The organism is Streptomyces sp. NPDC026538, assembly GCF_055567535.1.
The window spans coordinates 550,403-569,546 of the sequence record NZ_JBVHQG010000006.1 but is presented as its reverse complement, the minus strand read 5'-3'; the positions used below and the strand labels follow the sequence as shown (position 1 = coordinate 569,546).

Annotated in this window: 21 protein-coding genes; 12 read left to right on the top strand and 9 right to left on the bottom strand. The window is 71.7% G+C overall.

Features of this window, described 5'->3' with window-relative positions; genetic code table 11:
- Positions 1 to 165 precede the first annotated feature (165 nt).
- Positions 166 to 867, top strand: coding sequence for an SDR family oxidoreductase (locus ACZ4N4_RS26195; RefSeq protein ID WP_453578194.1), 702 nt, complete (start codon positions 166 to 168; stop codon positions 865 to 867).
- Between the two features lie 53 nt (positions 868 to 920).
- Complete coding sequence (gene lpdA / locus ACZ4N4_RS26190; protein ID WP_467592644.1) at positions 921 to 2,318, top strand: dihydrolipoyl dehydrogenase; 1,398 nt, start codon at positions 921 to 923, stop codon at positions 2,316 to 2,318.
- Positions 2,319 to 2,638: 320 nt separating this feature from the next.
- On the opposite strand, the gene ACZ4N4_RS26185 is transcribed toward lpdA, so the two are convergent.
- Positions 2,639 to 3,085, bottom strand: a complete 447-nt coding sequence (locus tag ACZ4N4_RS26185; RefSeq protein ID WP_453578199.1) for a VOC family protein — start codon at positions 3,083 to 3,085, stop codon at positions 2,639 to 2,641.
- A gap of 315 nt (positions 3,086 to 3,400) precedes the next feature.
- Between ACZ4N4_RS26185 and ACZ4N4_RS26180 the strand changes: the two genes are divergently transcribed.
- Entirely contained in the window at positions 3,401 to 4,540 is a 1,140-nt protein-coding gene (locus ACZ4N4_RS26180) for a DNA alkylation repair protein (protein ID WP_467592642.1), read from the top strand.
- A 75-nt stretch (positions 4,541 to 4,615) separates the two neighbouring features.
- Positions 4,616 to 4,966, top strand: a complete 351-nt coding sequence (locus ACZ4N4_RS26175) for an ArsR/SmtB family transcription factor (RefSeq protein WP_453578204.1) — start codon at positions 4,616 to 4,618, stop codon at positions 4,964 to 4,966.
- A gap of 60 nt (positions 4,967 to 5,026) precedes the next feature.
- Here ACZ4N4_RS26175 and ACZ4N4_RS26170 read toward each other — a convergent pair whose 3' ends face one another.
- Positions 5,027 to 5,563 carry a MarR family winged helix-turn-helix transcriptional regulator gene (locus tag ACZ4N4_RS26170; RefSeq protein WP_467592639.1) on the bottom strand — a complete coding sequence of 179 codons (537 nt, stop codon included), beginning with the start codon at positions 5,561 to 5,563 and terminating at the stop codon, positions 5,027 to 5,029.
- Positions 5,564 to 5,625: 62 nt separating this feature from the next.
- Here ACZ4N4_RS26170 and ACZ4N4_RS26165 point away from each other — a divergent pair, with 62 nt between their 5' ends.
- Positions 5,626 to 6,903: a multidrug effflux MFS transporter gene (locus ACZ4N4_RS26165; RefSeq protein WP_467592637.1), complete on the top strand. Its 1,278-nt coding sequence runs from the start codon at positions 5,626 to 5,628 to the stop codon at positions 6,901 to 6,903.
- Positions 6,904 to 7,035: 132 nt separating this feature from the next.
- Here ACZ4N4_RS26165 and ACZ4N4_RS26160 read toward each other — a convergent pair whose 3' ends face one another.
- Together ACZ4N4_RS26160 and ACZ4N4_RS26155 are read right to left on the bottom strand one after the other, a co-directional pair.
- A complete protein-coding gene (locus ACZ4N4_RS26160; protein ID WP_467592633.1) occupies positions 7,036 to 7,701 on the bottom strand; it encodes a nitroreductase in 666 nt (221 codons plus the stop codon).
- Positions 7,680 to 8,204 (bottom strand): carboxypeptidase-like regulatory domain-containing protein, encoded by a 525-nt coding sequence (locus ACZ4N4_RS26155; protein WP_467592631.1) that lies wholly within the window; start codon positions 8,202 to 8,204, stop codon positions 7,680 to 7,682. The genes ACZ4N4_RS26160 and ACZ4N4_RS26155 overlap by 22 nt, the downstream gene beginning before the upstream one ends.
- Before the next feature lie 382 nt (positions 8,205 to 8,586).
- On the opposite strand from ACZ4N4_RS26155, the gene ACZ4N4_RS26150 reads away from it, so the two are divergent.
- Complete coding sequence (locus ACZ4N4_RS26150) at positions 8,587 to 8,760, top strand: hypothetical protein (protein ID WP_453578283.1); 174 nt, start codon at positions 8,587 to 8,589, stop codon at positions 8,758 to 8,760.
- Positions 8,761 to 8,839: 79 nt separating this feature from the next.
- On the opposite strand, the gene ACZ4N4_RS26145 is transcribed toward ACZ4N4_RS26150, so the two are convergent.
- Positions 8,840 to 9,583: an ANTAR domain-containing protein gene (locus ACZ4N4_RS26145; protein ID WP_467592629.1), complete on the bottom strand. Its 744-nt coding sequence runs from the start codon at positions 9,581 to 9,583 to the stop codon at positions 8,840 to 8,842.
- A 125-nt stretch (positions 9,584 to 9,708) separates the two neighbouring features.
- On the opposite strand from ACZ4N4_RS26145, the gene ACZ4N4_RS26140 reads away from it, so the two are divergent.
- Positions 9,709 to 10,041 carry a helix-turn-helix transcriptional regulator gene (locus ACZ4N4_RS26140; RefSeq protein WP_467592627.1) on the top strand — a complete coding sequence of 111 codons (333 nt, stop codon included), beginning with the start codon at positions 9,709 to 9,711 and terminating at the stop codon, positions 10,039 to 10,041.
- Positions 10,042 to 10,253: 212 nt separating this feature from the next.
- Here ACZ4N4_RS26140 and ACZ4N4_RS26135 read toward each other — a convergent pair whose 3' ends face one another.
- Entirely contained in the window at positions 10,254 to 10,427 is a 174-nt protein-coding gene (locus tag ACZ4N4_RS26135) for a CsbD family protein (protein WP_467592625.1), read from the bottom strand.
- Between the two features lie 264 nt (positions 10,428 to 10,691).
- On the opposite strand from ACZ4N4_RS26135, the gene ACZ4N4_RS26130 reads away from it, so the two are divergent.
- From ACZ4N4_RS26130 to ACZ4N4_RS26120, 3 genes are read left to right on the top strand one after another with little or no spacing between them, the layout of a single operon-like run.
- On the top strand, positions 10,692 to 10,901 hold the full coding sequence (locus ACZ4N4_RS26130) for a ferredoxin (protein ID WP_450757136.1): 210 nt from the start codon (positions 10,692 to 10,694) through the stop codon (positions 10,899 to 10,901).
- Positions 10,891 to 12,264, top strand: coding sequence for an NAD(P)/FAD-dependent oxidoreductase (locus ACZ4N4_RS26125; protein WP_467592623.1), 1,374 nt, complete (start codon positions 10,891 to 10,893; stop codon positions 12,262 to 12,264). The genes ACZ4N4_RS26130 and ACZ4N4_RS26125 overlap by 11 nt, the downstream gene beginning before the upstream one ends.
- 38 nt (positions 12,265 to 12,302) lie before the next feature.
- A complete protein-coding gene (locus ACZ4N4_RS26120) occupies positions 12,303 to 13,490 on the top strand; it encodes a cytochrome P450 (protein ID WP_467592621.1) in 1,188 nt (395 codons plus the stop codon).
- On the opposite strand, the gene ACZ4N4_RS26115 is transcribed toward ACZ4N4_RS26120, so the two are convergent.
- The gene (locus tag ACZ4N4_RS26115) at positions 13,491 to 14,477 is read right to left on the bottom strand and encodes a GlxA family transcriptional regulator (RefSeq protein WP_467592619.1); all 987 of its coding nucleotides are present in this window, start codon (positions 14,475 to 14,477) and stop codon (positions 13,491 to 13,493) included.
- A gap of 102 nt (positions 14,478 to 14,579) precedes the next feature.
- On the opposite strand from ACZ4N4_RS26115, the gene ACZ4N4_RS26110 reads away from it, so the two are divergent.
- The gene (locus ACZ4N4_RS26110) at positions 14,580 to 15,218 is read left to right on the top strand and encodes an HD domain-containing protein (RefSeq protein ID WP_453578232.1); all 639 of its coding nucleotides are present in this window, start codon (positions 14,580 to 14,582) and stop codon (positions 15,216 to 15,218) included.
- Between the two features lie 18 nt (positions 15,219 to 15,236).
- Here the strand turns inward: ACZ4N4_RS26110 and ACZ4N4_RS26105 are convergent, their stop codons facing one another.
- Positions 15,237 to 15,866 (bottom strand): TetR/AcrR family transcriptional regulator, encoded by a 630-nt coding sequence (locus ACZ4N4_RS26105; protein ID WP_467592617.1) that lies wholly within the window; start codon positions 15,864 to 15,866, stop codon positions 15,237 to 15,239.
- Positions 15,867 to 16,007: 141 nt separating this feature from the next.
- Here ACZ4N4_RS26105 and ACZ4N4_RS26100 point away from each other — a divergent pair, with 141 nt between their 5' ends.
- Positions 16,008 to 16,562, top strand: coding sequence for a cysteine hydrolase family protein (locus tag ACZ4N4_RS26100; RefSeq protein WP_467592615.1), 555 nt, complete (start codon positions 16,008 to 16,010; stop codon positions 16,560 to 16,562).
- Between the two features lie 27 nt (positions 16,563 to 16,589).
- On the opposite strand, the gene ACZ4N4_RS26095 is transcribed toward ACZ4N4_RS26100, so the two are convergent.
- Positions 16,590 to 19,112, bottom strand: coding sequence for a right-handed parallel beta-helix repeat-containing protein (locus tag ACZ4N4_RS26095; RefSeq protein WP_467592613.1), 2,523 nt, complete (start codon positions 19,110 to 19,112; stop codon positions 16,590 to 16,592).
- Positions 19,113 to 19,144: the final 32 nt, after the last annotated feature.

Here is a 19,144-nt window from a genome sequence, read left to right as displayed (position 1 = left end):
CTTACGATAGCGAGTCTCATGAGAAAACTCAGCTGACGATGCCGTCCATGATGGGTGGGATCGGCTTGCCGGCGACCGACCGCGTACGGGCCGCGTGGACAGCGCTGCCCACTGCGCTTTGACTGGGCATGACGGGTTTCCCGCGGCGGAACGAGGTGTCCGACCATGAAGATCGAGGGATCGGTCGCGTTGGTGACCGGAGCGAACCGGGGGATCGGGCTGGCGTTCTCGCGTGCGCTGCTGGCCCGGGGCGCGTCCAAGGTGTACGCGGGCGTCCGCCGGCCGGAGGACTTCACCGAGCCGGGACTGGAACCGCTGCGCCTCGACGTCACCGACGGCGACCAGGTCGAGGCCGCCGCGCGGACGGCGTCCGACGCCACCATCGTGATCAACAACGCGGGCATCCAGGGTGGGCCGCCCCTGCTGGAGCACGGCTCCCTGGACGGGGCACGGCGGGAGCTGGAGGTGAACTATCTCGGCACCTGGGCCGTCTCCCGGGCCTTCGCACCGGTCCTCGCGGCCAACGGCGGGGGAGCCCTGGTGAACATGCTGTCCGTGGCCTCCTGGCGGGCGAACAGCCGGTTCCCCAGCTACGCGGCGTCGAAGTCCGCTCAGTGGTCGCTGACCAACGCGCTGCGACTGGCCCTGCGGGACCAGGGGACACTCGTCGTCGGTGTGCACGTCGGCTATGTGGAGACCGATGCCACCACGGAGATCGCCGGCCCGAAGATCGACCCGGCCGAAGTGGCGGCGCAGACCATGGACGCCATCGCCCGGGACGAGCCCGAAGTACTGGTCGACGAGACGAGCCGGAAGGTTCGCGCCGCCCTGTCCGGGCCTCTCGATCTCATCTACGGCGCCGCCTGATCGTGCGACGGTGAAGTCAGCAGACCGACTCAACCCAATGGTGAGGTGGAGCCATGCAAACCGACTTCGATGTCGTCGTCCTGGGGGCCGGGCCGGGCGGCTACGTGGCCGCGATCCGGGCCGCCCAGCTGGGCCTGCGCACCGCCATCGTGGAGGGCCGGTTCTGGGGCGGTGTCTGCCTGAACATCGGCTGCATCCCGGCGAAGGCGCTGCTGCGCAACGCAGAGGTGGCCCAGCTGATCCTGCACGACGCGGAGAAGTTCGGCGTGAAGATCAGCGGTGAGGTGGACCTGGACTACCGCGCCGCCTACGAACGCAGCCGGGTGGTGGCCGACGGACGTGTCAAGGGCGTCGGCTTCCTGATGCGCAAGAACAAGATCGAGCAGTTCGAGGGACAGGGCACCTTCCTCGATCCCCACACCCTCCAGGTGCGGATGCGGGACGGCGAGACGACACTCTCCTTCCGCTCCTGCATCATCGCGACCGGCTCGACCGTGAAACTGCTGCCGGGCACGAGCCTGGGCCGGAGGGTGGTCACCTACGAGGAGCAGATCCTCTCCGACAGCCTCCCCGCCAGCCTGGTCATCGCGGGTGCCGGCGCCATCGGCGTCGAGTTCGCCTATCTGCTGCGGTCGTACGGCGTCGAGGTCACGCTGGTGGAGTTCCTGGACCGGATCGCACCGCTGGAGGACGAGGAGGTCTCCGCCGAACTCACCCGGCGCTTCAAACGGCAGGGCATCCGCGTGCTCACCTCGACGGCCGTGCAGGCCATCGAGGAGACCGAGGATAACGTCCGCGTGACCGTCCGGAAGGGCGACACGGAACAGGTCCTGGAAGCGGAGAAGGTCCTGCAGGCCACCGGCTTCCAGCCGCGCACGGCCGGCTACGGACTGGCCGCCACCGGGGTACGGCTCACCGAGCGCGGGGCCATCGACGTCGACGGGTACTGCCGGACCAGCCAGCCGCACATCTACGCCATCGGTGACGTCACGGCGAAGCTGATGCTGGCGCACACCGCCGAGGCGATGGGCATCGTCGCCGCCGAGGCCATCGCCGGTGCGGAGACCATGGAGCTGGACTACCGCATGATCCCGCGGGCCACGTTCTGCCAGCCGCAGATCGCCAGCTTCGGCTGGACCGAGGCGGAGGCCCGCGCCGAGGGTTTCGACGTGCGGGTGGCGAAGTTCCCCTTCATGGCCAACGCCAAGGCCCACGGCTTCGGCGACACGGTCGGGTTCGTGAAGCTGGTGAGCGACGCCCGCTACGGCGAACTCCTCGGCGGCCACCTGATCGGCCCGGACGTGACCGAGCTGCTGCCCGAGCTGACGCTGGCCCAGAAGTGGGACCTCACGGTGACCGAACTCGCCCGCAACGTCCACGCCCACCCCACCCTGAGCGAGGCGGTCCAGGACGCCCTGCACGGTCTCGCCGGACACATGATCAACCTCTGACGACCGGCCCCGGGGCCCGGGGGCGGGGTGTCCGTGCCGTCGTACGCGACGACGACGGCACGGACACCCCGCACGGCTCCGCCAGGGCCTGTCGGACCGTTCCTGTCTGCCTCGCGACGCCATGCACGCTCCCCCCACTGCCTTAAAGGGCGCGGGAGGTGCCCCCACTCGCCGCACCGGGCGCAGACCCGAGTACGTCCGGTACGAGGGCCTACGCCCGGCACTCCCCCAGCCTCCGGCCGGGGGGGACCCCCAGAGCACGCACCTGACGCCGTGAGGCCGCCCTCCGGGCGACGACGGAAATGGTCAGACAGGCCCCCCTAGGGACGGACGTACGGCCGGGTCATGATCTCCATGTTGTGGCCGTCCGGGTCCTCGAAGTAGGCGCCCCGGCCGCCGAACAGGCCGTTCACGCCTCCGGGCCGGGTGTGGTGGGGGTCGGCGTAGTAGGTGACGCCGTCCGCCTCCAGCCGGGCGATCATGCCGTCGAACCGCTCCTCGGGCACGAGGAAGGCGTAGTGCTGGGACTGGATCGGCTCGTCCCGCTTCTCGTAGTAGTCGAGCGTCACGCCGTTGCCGAGGTCGACGGGCAGGAACGGCCCCAGCGGGGCGCCGACCCGCAGTCCCAGGACGGTGGCGAGGAACTCGGCGGACCGGTGGCGGTCGCTTGCGTATACGGCGGTGTGGTTCAGCTGGACGGCGCCCGCCGGCGGTTCGGGTGCGTGAGGGTGCGTCTGGTCGTGCGGGCGCGGCTGTTCAGAGGTCAAGGAAGTCTCCGGTCTCGGGATCTGCTCGGACTGGGCGCCGCATACGGGGGGTACGGGCGCCGGGAGCGAAGACGCGGAGAGGACGGGCGGGCCCCTGGCCCGCCTCGGGCTCACGCCGAGGCCGGGAACCTCACTCGTGCATGGCCCAAGGCCGACCCGGCAGTCACCCGGCCGACCCTAGCGACCGTGACCGGCCGCGGCAACGGAGATGTACGGTTTCGGACAGCCCCGGCCGCACGGTCAGGCCGTACCCGCTCCGCCGTCGGCGCCGCGCGCTCCGCGTCGCCGGTCAGCGAAACGCCTTGTGGAGGAAGCATGCCCACCGCGGACGAGCTGATCAGTCCCGACAGCATCCGTCGCCTGGCTGTCATCCTCCAGGAGACCGCCCCCCCTACGTCAGGCTGGAAAGCCGTCGCGGACAGCCCGGCACTGCTCGGACCGCTCGGCCTCAGTGAGCGGGCCCGGACGGTGGCCGACGCGCTCCTGGCCGACTGCGGCCGTGACTACGAGGAGCTGGCCCGGGCGGTGCGAGGGACCCTCGCCCGTGCCGATCTGACGGGCTGGATGATCTGGCCGGTCACCGAAGCCGTGGCCGCCGCGGCCACCACCTCCGGCGCCGACCGGCACTTCGACGACGGGCTGGACCTGCTGGCGCGGCTCACGCCCCGCCTGACCAGCGAGTTCGCACTCCGCACCTTCCTCAACGCGGACCTGGAGCGTACTCTCGCCACGGCCCTGACCTGGACCGACTCCCCGGACCCGGCCGTGCGCCGGCTGGCGAGCGAGGGCAGCCGCCCCAAACTCCCCTGGGCCCGGCAGGTGCCGGCCCTCAACCGCGACCCCGGAGTCACGGTGCCCCTGCTGGACAGGCTGTACGCCGACGCCTCGCAGGACGTGCGCCGTTCGGTGGCGAACCACCTCAACGACATCTCCCGACTCGACCCCGGACTGGCCGCCGAGGCCGCCGCCCGCTGGCTGCGGAAGCCGGAGCCCACTACTTCCGCCCTGGTCCGGCACGCGATGCGCACCCTCGTCAAGAAGGGCGACCCGGCCGCCCTGGAGCTGGTCGGGTTCCACGGCGGCGGCGAGGACCTGAAGGTGGTGGGTCCGCTGCTGGACGAGACCGAGGTCCCCCTGGGCGGAAATCTGGTCTTCACCGCGCGCATCACCAATGTCTCGGGCAAGGCGGTGTCCCTCGCCGTCGACTATGTCGTCCACCACCTGAAGGCGAACGGGAAGCCGGCGCCGAAGGTGTTCAAGCTCGCCAAGCGCGAGCTGGCCCCCGGGGAGTCGGCCGACGTGACGCGAAGCCACTCGTTCCGCCCCATCACCACGCGCGTCTACTATCCGGGCGCCCACGCAGTGCAGCTCCAGGTCAACGGGCACCGCTTCGACCTGGCGGAATTCCGGCTCCTGAAGGCCGATGGGCCGGTGTCACAGGGCTCCGAGGAATGATCTCGGGCCCGCCGGTGGTTTCGATGGCGGTCGTACTATGACGTGACCGTCCCGAAGCCATCCCGAGGAGCCACCGTGGCCCGCCCCCGTACCGCCGCACGCACAGTGGAGCACCCCGAGCTGTCGGAGGTCTCGCTCCAGCAGGTGCTGGAGGCGCTGGTGGATCCGGTACGGCGCCTGGTGGTGGCGCAGCTCGCCCGCGCCGGCGAGGACCTGAGCTGCGGGACGTTCGAGGCGCCGGTGTCGCTCTCGACGCTGACCCACCACTTCAACGTGCTGCGCGAGGCCGGCGTGATCCGGCAGTACTACGTCGGGACGGCGAAGTTGAACACGCTCCGCGCCGACGAGATGGAGCGGCGTTTTCCCGGCCTGCTGACGGCCGTGCTGGCCGCCGCTGCCGCGGAGGACGGGGCGAGCGCGGCCTGAGGCGGGCGGTGGACACGGTTTTCGACGGAGGCGCCTCGCAGCCGCGCCCGCCGGCGGGGATCAGCGGTGCCCCACCTGCGACTCCATGGCCTCCACCAGCCGGTGCAGTGCCCTGGTCACCTGCTCGCGGTCCTCTCCCAGACCCGCCAACAGGCCGATCTCGATGGCTAGTTGCCGGGGAAAGAGGTCGTCGACGGCCTTGGCGCCGGCCTCGGTGATGGTGACCAGGGCGGCACGCCGGTCGGCGGGGTTGGGGGTACGGGCGATGAAGCCGCGCTTCTCCAGTTTGCCGAGGGTCTTGCTGACGCCCGCCCGGGACAGCCCCAGCCGCTCGGCCAGGCTGCGGGCGATGAACGGCGCGGTCGCGTGCCGGAGGGGGATCAGCATGTCGACCTCGGGTGCGGTGAGGGCGGCGCCCGCGTAGAGGGGTTCCACGGCGCGGTTGAGCACGCCGGTGGCGTGTTTGAGCAGGCCGACCAGTTCCATGGGGGAGGTGTCCAGGTCGGGGTTGTGGGCGGACCACTGGGCACCGACGTCGGCGGCGGAAGGGCTGGACGAGGGCGCGGTCGAGGGGGCGGGGGAGGCGGGATCGGGCATGCGGTTCGTCTTCTCACTCTGGATATTTGTTAGCTAGTGAACTATCGGTTACCTTTATTTCCATGGTAGCTCCGTCATCCTCGCGCAACGGCTCCGACGCCGTCCCCGACACCACCGGACCTGCGCCTTCGACTCGTACGGCCACCGCCCTGATCGCCGTGCTGGGCGCGCTGACCGCCGTCGCCCCGCTCGCGACCGACATGTACGTCCCCGGCTTTCCCGCGCTGGGGGAGGCGCTCGGGGCGAGCAGCTCTGCCGTGCAGCTCACGATGACCGCGTTCCTCGCCGGACTCGTCGTCGGCCAGCTGGTCATCGGCCCGCTCAGCGACGGGCTCGGCCGGCGCCGGCTGCTGACGGCCGGGACGGCCGGGTTCGTCCTGTTCTCCGTCGCCTGCGCCGTCGCCCCGGACATCGCCCTCCTGACCGGCGCCCGCTTCCTCCAGGGCGTGGCCGGCGCCGCGGGCATGGTGCTGGCCAGGGCCGTCCTCACCGACCGCTTCCACGGACCTGAACTGCCGCGCTACTTCGCGGTGTTGTCGCAGGTGATCGGCGTGGCACCGGTCACCGCGCCGGTACTCGGCGGGGCCGTCCTGGCCGTCTCCACCTGGCGGACCGTCTTCGCCGTGCTGGCCGTCCTCGGGGTGCTGCTCCTGCTCGCCGTGGTGCGGGCGGTGCCCGAGTCGCTGCCGCCCGAACGACGCCACAACGGCGGACTCGCCGGCACCTTCCGGGCCATGGGCGCGCTGCTCGCCGGCCGGACGTTCATGGGCTACGTCCTGGTCGTCGCCCTCGTCTCGGCAGCGCTGTTCAGCTATGTCAGCGGCTCCAGCTTCGTCTTCGAGGACCTGCACGGGGTCTCCTCGACGACGTACTCCCTCATCTTCGCCACCAACGCCGTCGCCATGCTGGCCGGCGGGGCGGCCTTCGCTCGCCTGGCCGGGCATGGCATACGCCTGAACACCATGCTTTCGGCGGGGGTCGGCATCGCCCTGCTGGGCGCACTCGCCCAGGTCCTGCTCCTGGTGACCGCGGGCGAGACCCTCGCGGGTACCTGGGTCACGCTCTTCGTGACCGCGGGCGGCATCGGCCTGGTCTTCCCGAGCGGCATGAGCATCGGCCAGGCGGTCGGCCGTACGGCACCCGGTGCCGCATCCGCACTCCTCGGCGGCCTCCAGTTCCTCTTCGGAGCCCTGGCCGCACCGCTGGTGGGGATCTTCGGGGAGGACGGTTCCCGGCCGATGGCCCTCATCATGCTGACCTCACTCACTGTGGCAGCGCTGGCACTGCTGGTCCTGGCCAGGCCGTGGGAGGGGCGGGGGGAGCCGGTACGGGTGAACTAGGAACCGGGGGAAGACCTCCTGACGGACGCCGACCGGGCCGCGAACAGGCGGACCGCCGCGTACCGGGATGGCACGGGCCGCTACCGGAACCTCGGCCCGAACAGCCGTCACGTCCTCTTGGCCGTCGCGTGGTCACATTCCGATGAAGTTCACTGTTTCTGTCATGTCCGCCCGTCCGGTGCGCAGTTGTGGTGCGCCTTCCTCCTCGAAGCCCACCGAGACACCGCAGAACAGTACGAGTCCGTCATCGGCCCCGACTGCCTGGGCGACGGTCCTGCGATACATCGTCCACATCACCTGAGGGCAGCTGTGCAGTCCTTCCGCTCTCAGCAGGAGCATGACCGTCTGCAGGTACATCCCCGCATCCCCCCACTGGCCGGGCCCCATCGTCCGGTCGAGGTAGCAGAACAGGACGACCGGAGCCCCGAACGCCGCCGAGTTGAGGGCGGCGATCTTCATGGGCCTGCCGGGGTCCGCGCGCTCGATTCCCAGTGCCTCGTACCGCTGGGCGGCCGCGGCGGAGAAACGGTCCAGGTACGGCGAGACCAGTTCGGCCGGGTACATCGGGTACTCCCGCTCGTCACCCGGGTCCCCCGCCAGCGCCCTTGACGTCGCACGTCTCTTCAGTTCGGCCAAGGGGGCGCCGGTCACGACGTATACGTGCCACGGCTGCAGGTTCCCGCTCGACGGAGCTCGGGTCGCCGTGGTCAGAACCCGTTCCAGTACCTCTTTGGGTACCGGCTCAGGGCTGAACGCCCGTACGGCCCGGCGGCTGTTCACGGCCTCGTACACGTCCACGTCGTCGCGTCCTCTCGTCCAACGGCAGCCACTTTCCTATCGCATTGCTCCGTACTGGAATCGCCTGGGCTCCGGAGCGAAGGTGCCGCGTCCGTACGGTCGCCCAGGGGGAAGCCGGCGCGGAGCGCGGAACCCGGTTCCAGCAGCCGCCGTTGGACCTGTGGCCCTCTGCTGGGGGAGGAGGCCACGATGGTGAGGTGGCCCTCGGGCAGCCCCGCCACGGCATAGGTGCCCTGGTCGTTCGTCGCGGTGCGCACCAACTGCCGGCCTCTGCCGTCCATGACGGTCACCGCCGCGTGGGGGAGCGGCTGCCGCGCGCTGTCGCCGACGGTACCCGTCAGCGTCGGCAGCGGCTCGCCGAAGTGATGGTGGGCCGGCATCGCCGTGGGGATCAAGGTCTCCACGGACGGGTCGTCCACCGGTGGCTCCGCGTCCTTGTCCCGCCGGTCCCTGCCGCTGTGCCGGGCGACCGCGCCGCGGTGGCGCCAGGCGTCCGAGCCCATGAGCCCGGCACCCGCGGCGATCCGGGGGATGAAGCGGGGGGACCTTCCGTCCGACCTCGACACCGAACTGGTGCAGGACCTGTGGGCCGGCGCCATCCTCTACCGCCGACTCATGATCGGGTCGTCACTCGACGACGGCCGGTTCGTGCGTGACGGTCCGTCAGGGGTTTCCGCGGGTTCGCCGCCGTCGGCTGCGACCTCGTTGTCCGCACTCGGCGGACAGCAGCCCCCTCTGCGTGCGCCGACCGGCCCCGCGGTCTGGACCAGCGTTTCCGGCCGTGTCGGGTGGGGACTCGGCCGGGGTGAAGGGCACGGGGGAGATGACGGAGAGTGGCTACCGACCGGACCGGAACGGGCCGGGGCAGAGAGAAGATGAGAAGCCGTGACCATGGAAGCCATGAAGACGGGCAGCGAGCGCGTGTCCGAAACGGGTTGGGCGAAGGCGCGTCGCCTGCGCGGGAAGGGCATACGCACCTGGGTGCGTGCCACGATCGACGGCGACTCGGGTCGGCCTCGGCGGGGGGACGACTGGAACGTCGTACGGGGTGAGGACTGAGCCGCTGTCACCGCCGCGCGGGAAGGGATGCGCGCGGGTTCCATCCGTCGCATCCCGTCGCCCGCCCCGCGCGGCCCTGTCATCCGGACGGGCTGCCCTCCCCGGCGCGGAGCGCGCTGACGGCGGCGGCCAGGTGGGTCTGCAGGCCGTCGGACAGTGAGTCGCCCTGCAGGGCTGCCAGGACCTCCTCGGCGATGTGGTGCAGCTTGGTGTTCGTGTTCTGGGAGACCGTGACCAGCACGGCCCACGCGTCCTCGGCGTTGAGGGAGAACGTCGCCATCAGAACGCCTCTGGCCTGGTCGATGGCCGGCCGCGTACGCATGGCCCGTCGTAGCTGAGCAACCTCGGCCAGAAGGTCGTCCTCACCCAGGGCGTCCTTGATCTCGTCGTCGCTCAGGGCGTCCTCCGTCTCCCCGCTCCGGGCGTCCTTCGCCGCCCGGGGACCCGTAAACAACGGCCACGTTCCTGTCTTGATCAACAGATCCTTCACAACCGGGTCCACCGCCCGCACGCTGAGGGTCTTGCCCTGCCCGGCGGCCTGTCGCCGCGCGGCCAGCAGCACATTCAGCCCGGAGCAGTCACAGAACTCGACTCCGCCCAGGTCCAGTTCCACGTGGTCGCGGCACCGGCTCACGGCGTCCTCGAGCGCACACTTCAGCACCTGCTCGCCGGCGATATCCAGCTCGCCGCGGATCACGACGGTCACGGTGCCGTCGTACGACCACGTGCGCACCTCGGGTTCGTACGGCATCGCGACCGCCAGGGTTCCGGCTGCCTTCACATCCACGGCGCCGGCAGGGTGCGGGATTCGCCGCTGCTGCATGGCTGCCTCCACACGACGGCACAAGCTCTCCACAAGACTCACCCACCGGCCGATTGCACGTCAAGAGATACCGGAAAAGAGTTTCAGTCTTTTGAATGCGTGAACAAAACGTCTAGCCTGGAGGCATGCGGCAAGTAGCTGAGGTCCCAGAGCCACACCCCGGTTGGACGTTTCTCACCAATCACGCCCGCGTGTTGGTCGCCATCGCGGAGGACCATTCCACCCGCATCCGCGACATCGCGGCGCGCTGCCGGCTCACCGAGCGGGCGGTCCAGAAGATCATCACCGATCTGGAGTCCGAGGGGTACCTGACCCACACCCGCGAGGGCCGGAGCAACAACTACCGCATCCAGCCGGACACCAGTCTCCGTCACCCGGCGGAAGGCGGCCTCCCCGTCGCCGAACTGCTCGCCTTCCTCCTCCAGCACGACCACGAGCGCGACGAGCGCCGAGCCTGAACCCACCCCGCGGCGCCCCGGTCGAGCGTTTCCGCCGTGCCGGCGGCACCACCGAGTCGGCTGAGGCGCGGACAGCGCGCTCGGCGGCGGGATGTCGCACGACCATGATCTCCTCGGCTCCCGGGACAGGGAGCGGGCCGGCCACCGGGTGCTCCGGCAGCGCACGAAGGAGCGGGATCCCGGAAACGGGATCCCGCTCGGCGTCGGACTTGTCAGTGCTTGAAGATGTCCTTCGTCTTCTCCTTGGCCTGACGCGCCGCACCCTTCGATTTCTTGGCCTGGCCTTCGGCCGCCATCCGCTCGTTGCCCACGGCCCGGCCGACCGTCTCCTTGGCCTTTCCGCCGGCCTCTTCCATCTTGCCCTTGGCCTTCTGCTCTCCGGACATCATCGTTCACCGTCCTAGTCCCCATGGGAAACCGTGCACCATCCCGAGTACCCCCTCTCGGGCGGTGAAACGGAATGGCATCCACCGGAAGCAGCCGATCACGTCCGCGGCTCACTCGATGAGGCCTCGATGAGGCTCCGCGCCTGGTCGTGAGCGATGCGTCCGGTGCTGCCGGCGGTGTGGCGTGCGGGAGCCTCGGTCTGGCTCCATGCTGGAGACGAGGGGCGGGCACGAGGGGGGTGCGGTAACGGAGGAAGTGGTGGGATGCAGACCGTTGTGGACCTCACACGCTGCCAGGGCTATGCGCAGTGCGTCTTCCTCGCACCGCGGGTGTTCGAGCTGCACGGGGACGAGGGGCTGCTGTATGCCACGGCCGTCCCCGACGACCAGGTGGAGCGGGTGCGCCAGGCCGCGGCCGCGTGCCCGGTGCAGGCGATCCTCCTCGGGGAAGAGGTGAGCGGCGGTGCCCGGTGACCTCAAGGACGGCCGTGCAGTCATCGTCGGCGCGTCACTGGCGGGGCTGAGAGCCGCGGAGGGGTTGCGCGACGAGGGCTTCACCGGCTCGGTGACCGTGGTCGGCGACGAACCCCACCCGCCCTACGACCGGCCGCCGCTGTCCAAACAGGTACTGCTCGGGCAGGCGACGGCGGACACCACCGGCCTGCCGATGCGCCGCGATCCGGACGCCGACTGGCGGCTCGGGGTACGCGCGTCCGGCGTGGACCTGCTCACGAAACAGGTGCGGCTGGAGGACGGCGAGTCGCTCCCGTACGACCGGCTGCTGATCGCCACCGGCACCCGCGCACGCCCGTGGCCCAACGCCGAGGAAGCCGCCCTGGACGGGGTGTTCACCCTGCGCACCCGCGAGGACGGCGAGGGACTGGCCGAGCGGCTGGCCGCCGGGCCGGAACGGGTGCTGGTCATCGGCGCCGGTTTCACCGGCTCGGAGATCGCCTCCGCCTGCCGGGAACGCGGACTGGAGGTCACCGTCGCCGAACGCGGCCCCGCGCCGCTGGTGGGCGCCCTCGGCGGCACCCTGTCGAAGCTCGCGGCCGTCATGCACCGCAACCACGGCGTCGACCTGCGCACCGGGGTGACGGTCACCGCCCTGCACGGGGACGGCAACGGCGCGTTCACCGGCGCGCAGTTGTCCGACGGCAGCCGCGTCGACGCCGACGTCTGCGTCGTGGCGCTGGGCGCGGTCCGCAACGTCGAGTGGCTGGCCGATTCCGGGCTGGCGGCGGGCCCGCGCGGGATCGCCTGCGACGCCGGCTGCCGCGCCTTCACCATGTACGGGATCGTCACCGACGACGTCTTCGTGGCCGGGGACGTCTCCCGCTTCCCCCACCCGCTGTTCGGCTACCAGATGCTCTCCCTGGAACACTGGGGCAACGCGGTCGAACAGGCCGCGGTGGCGGCCCACAACATGGTCAACCCGGGGCCGCTGCAACGCCCCCACCTGGCCATCCCGGCGTTCTGGTCGAACCAGTTCGGGCTGAACATCAAGTCGGTGGGCGTGCCGACCTACTCCGACCACGTGGTCATCGCCCAGGGTTCGCTGGAGGCGCGCCGCCTGGCCATGGTCTACGGCTACAAGGGGCGGGTCACCGCCGCGGTCACCGTCGACATGGCCAAGTCGCTCGACTACTACCGGCACATGATCGAGACGGCCGCCCCGTTCCCGCCCCCGCCCGGCGCGGCGGACCGGGCGCTCGCGGCCGACGTTCCGGTCCCGTCCGACGTACCGGATCCCTCCGTGCTCTCCCACGGCCCCACCGTGGCGCTCACCGGATATCTGCCCGACCGCCGACTGACCGTGGTGCAGCCGACGCGCTGACCCGTGTCCGTCCACGACTCCCACCACGAGGAGCCACCATGGACTCCGAGACCCTGCTGACACGGATCACCGACTACGCCAGCCGTCCCGACCCCTACCCGCTGTACGCGGAGCTCCGGGAGTCCGGTCCCGCGGTGCGGCAGACGGACGGCGGCTTCCTGGTCGGCGGCTACCGCGACATCGCCGCCCTGCTCCACGACCCGCGGATGAGCGTCGATCCCCGCACCCGCGGCCAAGTGACGCACAAGCCGCCGTTCCTGCGGCTCGACGACCCGGAACACCACAGGCTGCGCACGCTGGCCATGCGGCCCTTCGGACCACCCCACAGCCCGGGCCACGTCGACGCCATGCGCGACGAGATCGACCGGATCACCCGGGAACTGCTGGAGCCCTTCGAGGCGGGCCGGCAGATCGACCTCGTCGACGACTTCGCCTACCCGCTGCCCGTCACGGTGATCTGCCGCCTGCTCGGCGTGCCGCGCGAGGACGAGCCGCTCTTCCGGGCCTGGTCCGACGTGCTGGTGGAGGCGGCCGACCTCAAGCCGGAGGAGGACGGCTCCGCGGGGAAGCGCGAGGCGGGCGACCAGGCGCGGATCGAGCTGGGCGGGTATCTCGTGAACCTCGCCGAACGGCGCCGCGGCGCCCCGGGCGACGACCTGCTCTCCGCCTTCGTCAACGAGCCGGACCCGGCGTTGCGGCTCACCCAGGAGGAACTCGCGGAAACCGCCGTGCTGTTGCTCATCGCCGGACACGAGACGACGGTCAACCTCATCGCCAACGGGGTGCTCACCTTCCTGCGCCGGCCCGAGCACCTGGACCACCTGCGCCGCGACCCCGGCCTGCTGCCGCGAGCGGTCGAGGAACTCCTGCGCTACGAACCCCCGGTCCACATGCGCGAGCGCGTCCCGCTCACCGACATCACCCTCGGCGACACCACGCTCGCCCGGGGCACCTCCGTCATCCTGGTGCTGGCCTCGGGCAACCGCGACCCCCGGCGATTCGACGATCCCGACCGGTTCGACCCCACCCGGCCGGACAACGAGCACCTCGGCTTCGGCAACGGCATCCACCTGTGTTACGGCGCACCGCTCGCCCGCATCGAAGCCCAGACCGCGCTCGGCGCGCTGCTCCCCCTGCTGGGCACGGCAAGCCTGGTCCAAGACCCACCTCCCTACCGCCAGAACGCCATGCTGCGCGGCCCCCGCCATCTGCCGATCCAACTGTGACTACCCGCTCGGGATCCGCAGGTCCGTCTCCCGGCCGCCGCCGGTCGTGGCGAAGCGGCTGCGGTAGTGGGTCGGGGTGGTGCCCAGATGGCGGGCGAAGGCGCGGCGGAGGGTCTCGTCGGTGCCCAGGCCGCTGTGGAGCGCGGCCGAGGTGACGCTGTGGCCTTCCAGGAGCAGTTGCTGGGCACGGTCCAGACGGACCCGCTCGACCCAGCGCGCGGGTGTGGTGCCCAGCTCGGCGCGGAACAGCCGGGTGAGATGGCGGGCGCTGACGGCGGCCGACGCGGCCAGGGCGGGCAGGCTGTGGTCGGCGGTCGGGTCGGCGAGCACGGACGCGACCAGCGTGCGCAGGAGGTCGCCGCGGGCCGGCGGGGTGGTGATGGCCGTGGAGAACTGGGACTGCCCGCCCGGGCGTTGCATGAAGACGACCAGTTCGCGGGCGATGTCCCGGGCCACGCCGGCGCCGTGGTCTTCCTCCACCAGGGCGAGGGCGAGGTCGATGCCCGCGCTGATGCCCGCCGACGTGACGTACCGTCCGTCGCGGACGTGGATGGCGTCCGGCTCGACCCGCACCCGAGGGTATCGGCGGGCGAACGTGGCCGCGTGCCGCCAGTGGGTCGTCGCACGGCGGCCGTCGAGCAGGCCCAGCTCGCCCAGCACGAACGCGCCGGTGCACACCGAGGCGACCCGGTGCGCCCGCCCGATCAGTTCGCGGGCCGTGGCCAGCAGTTCCTCCTCGATCGGCCGCTCGGCCAGCCGGTCGCCGCCCGCGACCAGGAGCGTGTCGAGGGGGCCGGCGTCGGCCGCCGGGACCGTGCCGGTGAGCGCCGGCCCGGCGGACGTGGTGACCGTCCCGCCCTCCGGTGAGACCAGCACCAGCTCATAGGGGTCGGCGAGGCGGCCCGCCTGGTGGAGCACCTCCGACGGACCGCTGACGTCGAGCATGGTCACCCCGTCGAAGACCACAAAGCCCACCCGATGCGTCATGTCCGAATCCGTGGTTTTCCTGGCAGCAGAGACATGGCCCAGGGTACGCCGCCCGGAGAACCCTGGAGGCACACCACCGATCCGACACGGAGGCTGAGAACGATGAGCGAAGAGATCGCAGGCGTACGTATCCCGGACACCGCCCTGGTGCGGGAGGCCACCGAGATGGTGCGCGACGTCGCCACACCGCTGGTGTTCGACCACTCCCGGCGGGTCTTCCTGTGGGGCTCGCTGCGCGGCCGGGCCCTGGGACTCTCCTTCGACCCCGAGTTGCTGTACGTGGGGGCGATGTTCCACGACCTCGGGCTGACCAAGAGCCTGCGCCGCACCGACCAGCGGTTCGAGATCGACGGCGCCGACGAGGCCCGCACGTTCCTGCACGCCCACGGCATCACCGGCGAGCCCGCCGACCGGGTCTGGACGAGCATCGCCCTGCACACCACCCCGGAGATCCCGCTGCACATGGCACCTGAGATCGCCCTGGTCACCCGCGGAGTCGAGCTGGACGTCCTGGGGATCGGCTATCACGAGGTAAGCGACGAGCAGCGGGCGGCGGTCGTCGCGGCGCACCCGCGCCCGGACTTCAAGAACCAGATCCTCGCCGCCTTCACCGAGGGCATCCAGGACCGCCCCGACACCACCTTCGGCAACGTCAAGGCCGACGTACTGGCCCACTACGTCCCCGGCTTCCGGCGCGGCGACTTCGTCGAGGTCATCAAGGGCTCCGCCTGGCCCGAGTGACCGGGCCGCGGCGGGAGGTCAGTTCGGCGGGTTGCCGAACAGGGCTGCCACGATGTCGCGGAGCGGGCCCACGAGGTCGTCGGGGGTCGCTTCGGCCAGTGGCCGCAGGCCGACGGCCGAGCGTACGACCGCGACGCCCACCCCCAGTGCGACCAGCAGCTCCGCCCGCAGCAGGGCGTCGGGTGCCGATGCGGCACCCGACGCTTCGAGCACCTGCCGGCCGAACTCCTCCAGCGCCCGCCGGCGCAGCTCCGCCACCTGCTCGTCACCGGAGTCCCGCAACAGCATCAGCACCGGATGTTCGCCGAACTCCGCCCACGCCCCGGCCGCCAGCTGACGGCTGAGCGCCTCGGCCAGGGCGTCCCGGCCGTGCGGGAACTCCTCCTGGCCGCCCAGGAACCGGGGCGTCGACGCCAGCGCCGCCTTGAACAGGCCCTCCTTGGAGCCGAAGTACCGCTTGACGAGCGCCAGGTTGACCCCCGCGTCCGCCGCGACGTCCCGCAGCGTCGTACGGTCGTACCCGAGCCGGGTGAACCGGGCGCGGGCGGCCAGGAGGAGCGCCCGGCGCGTCGCCGCCGCGTCCCTGCGCCGCCGTCCGCCGGCCGGATCGGCCGGATCGGGCTGCGAGGGTGCCTCGTCCGCTGACACGTCGGCTCCTCTCATGGACGTCCCGTGGCCCAGGAGGGGCCCACCGGTAAGTAATCGTGCGTTGACTTGGTCCTGGGGTGGGGCTAGGTTACCAAGTAATCGCTTGATGACTAACGGGGCCGTGGGAAAGGAACATCGACGGTGCCTAAGCAAGCTCTGCTCGTCATGGACGTCCAGCAGGTCGTCACCGACCGGTTCGACGCCGAGGACTACCTGCCGCGTCTCGCCGAGGCGATCGACGCCGCCCGCGCCGGCGGGGTCCCGGTGATCTACGTGGTCGTCGGCTTCCGCCCCGGATACCCGGAGATCAGCTCCCGCAACAAGACGTTCGGCGCCCTGGCGAGCCGCGCGGCCGGCCTGGCCGGTGACGGCCCGGCCACCCAGGTGCACCCCGACGTGGCGCCCGCACCCGGCGAGACCGTCGTCACCAAGCGACGCGTCAGCGCCTTCGCCGGCAGCGACCTCGACCTGGTGCTGCGGGCCGGCGAGATCGATCACCTCGTCCTCACCGGCATCGCCACCAGCGGTGTCGTGCTGTCCACCCTTCGCCAGGCCGCCGACCTCGACTTCGAACTCACCGTCCTGTCCGACGGCTGCCTCGACTCCGACCCGGAGGTGCACCGGGTGCTCACCGAGAAGGTGTTCCCCAAGCAGGCGGACGTCACGACCGTGGACGGCTGGGCGGCGACGCTCTGACGCCTGCCGGGCCAGGGGCCGGCGCCGTCAGTGTGCGGCCGGATGGGGCAGGTCGTGGGCTTCCAGGCTGATCAGCTCCTCCGAGGTCGGTGCGGTCAGCTCGGCCACCCGCTGGGCCTGGCGTTCGGTCATCTCCTGGAAGATCTGCCGGGCCGAGCGGCCGTTGCCGAAGCCCTCGCCCCGGGGCATGGCCTCGAAGAGGGCGCGGAGTTCGGTGCGGGCCGTGGGCGTCAGCTCGTAGCGGTGCTGTCCGGCCTGGAACTCGACGATCGAGACCAGTTCGGCCGATTCGTAGTCCTCGAAGAGCAGAGTGCGGCCGAAACGGGAGGCGAGGCCCGGGTTGGAGCCGATGAAGCGGTGCATGTCACCGGGGTAGCCGGCGGCGATGACCACGACGTCGTCGCGGTGGTCCTCCATCAGCTTCACCAGGGTCGCCACGGCCTCGGTGCCGAAGTCGTTGCCGGCCAGCGCCGGGGCCAGCGAGTAGGCCTCGTCGATGAAGAGCACCCCGCCCAGCGCCCGGTTGAAGGCGGCGGTGGTCTTCGGACCGGTGTGGCCGACGTACTCGCCCACCAGCGCCGTACGGTCGACCTCGATCAGATGACCCCGGCGCAGCAGCCCGAGCGCCTTGAGGAGCCGGCCGTAGAGGCGGGCGACGGTGGTCTTGCCGGTGCCGGGGTTGCCGGCGAACACCAGGTGGCGGCTGAGCGGCGGGGCCGGCAGCCCGGCCTCCTCGCGGCGGCGGACCGTCTGCATGAGCTTGACCAGGGAGCCGACGTCCTGCTTGACGCGGTCCAGGCCGACCAGTTCGTGGAGTTCGCCGAGCAGGTCCTCCAGGTTCTCCTCCGCCGGCTCCTCCGTGTCGTCGGCGGCGGACTTCGCGGTCCTGGGGGAAGGCGCCGTCCCGGGAGTGCCGTGCGCCGGGGCCGCGGCCGGGGTGCCGAAGGTCAGCGGGGTGCCGTCGGCCGTGCAGTCCTCCAGGACCGGCTTGGCGCCCTCGTCGGTGCCCAGCGCCTCGGCGCAGTCACGGACCCGGCAGTGCCGGAACACCGGATCGGCCCCCGCGGCGACATGCAGCGCGGGGAAGCCGGCGCGGGTGACGTCGAGCCCGGTGAAGGTGCCGCCCGCGCCCTCCGCGAGGAACACCCCGTTCTTGCCCGGCCGGTCGATGTGCAGCCCGGTCATCTCCGGCCTGGCGCCGGTCCAGATGACGGCACCGGAGCCCGCGCAGTCCTCGACCCAGCCGCCGTTCACCGTCGCCTCGGCACCCTCGTCGACCACCAGCCCGGCCGCCCCGGCGCCGCTGATCCGGATCCCGGCGAGGGAGGCGGCGGCACCCTTGGCGACCTGGACGCCGATCTCCTTGGTGCCGGTCACCGTGGAGTCGGCGACCGTGCTGCCGGTGGGCGAGCCGATGCCGATGCCGGCGGCGGACCCGGCGACCCGGCAGCCGGTGAGCGTGGCCACCGCCCGCTCCAGGACGCTCACCCCGGTCATCGCGACGTCGATGATCCCGCAGTCGGTGAGCTCGATCCGGGCCTCACCCGTGGCGTGCACACCGTGCTCGGAGCCGCCGCGCACCCGGCAGTCGGCGAGCCGCCCCACGGCCGTACCGGCCAGGTGGACCGCGCTGAAGGCGCTGCGATCGATCCGGCAGTCCGCCAGGTCCGCCTCGCCCGCTCCCGTCACCAGCAGCCCGTTGGCGCCCGCGTCGGCCACCGAGCAGCCGGACGCGCTGAGCCGCGCGGTCTCCTGCACCACCAGCCCGCTGGCGGCCGCGCCGCGGATCTTGCAGTCGGTCAGCTCGGCACGCGCCGAACCGGTCAGATGCACCCCCGCCGCCCCGGGCGTCTCGATGCGTGACTCCCCGGCGGTGGCCTCGGTGGCGTCCTCGAGAAGCAGTCCGGCCCGGCCGCTGCCCGCCAGTACCGAGTCGGTCAGCCGCAGCCGGGACCGGCCGCGCAGCCGCACCCCGGACCCGGTCGTGCGCTCCAGCCGCAGCCGCACGGCGTCCAGGCTCGCGGTGCCGGACAGCACCACGCCGGTGCCGTCGACGCCGGTGACCGCCGTGTCCTCCACCCGCGCACGGACGCCCCCCGCCAGATGCAGGCCGGCCAGCCGGGCGCCCTCCAGACGGCAGCGGCGCAGCACGACCGCCGTGGTACCGCCCTCCTCGTCGTCCGGGCCCTTCGCCTGCACCCGGCCGCCCTCCACCGAGCACTCCTCCAGGACCAGCCCGGCCCCGGGTGACACGCTCACGGCGGGCCGGCCCGCGTCGGAGCCCCACACGGTGATGTTGTGCAGGGCGCAGTCCGGGCCGTCCACGGTCACCGCGGGCGCATCCCCGGGCGGCGCCGCGATCACGACGCTGCCCCGGCCGTGCTCCGCGGTGAGCACCACCGCGCGGTCCAGGACCAGGTTCTCGGTCCAGGTGCCGGGGGCGATCACCACCAGGTCGCCGGGCGAGGCGGCGCGTATCGCCTCGCCGATGGTCCGGTACGCGCCCCGGCCGCCCTGACCCTTGGGCGCCACGGTGTGACGGGTGGTCATCTACGTTCCTCAAGTCTCGGTGATCGCCGCTG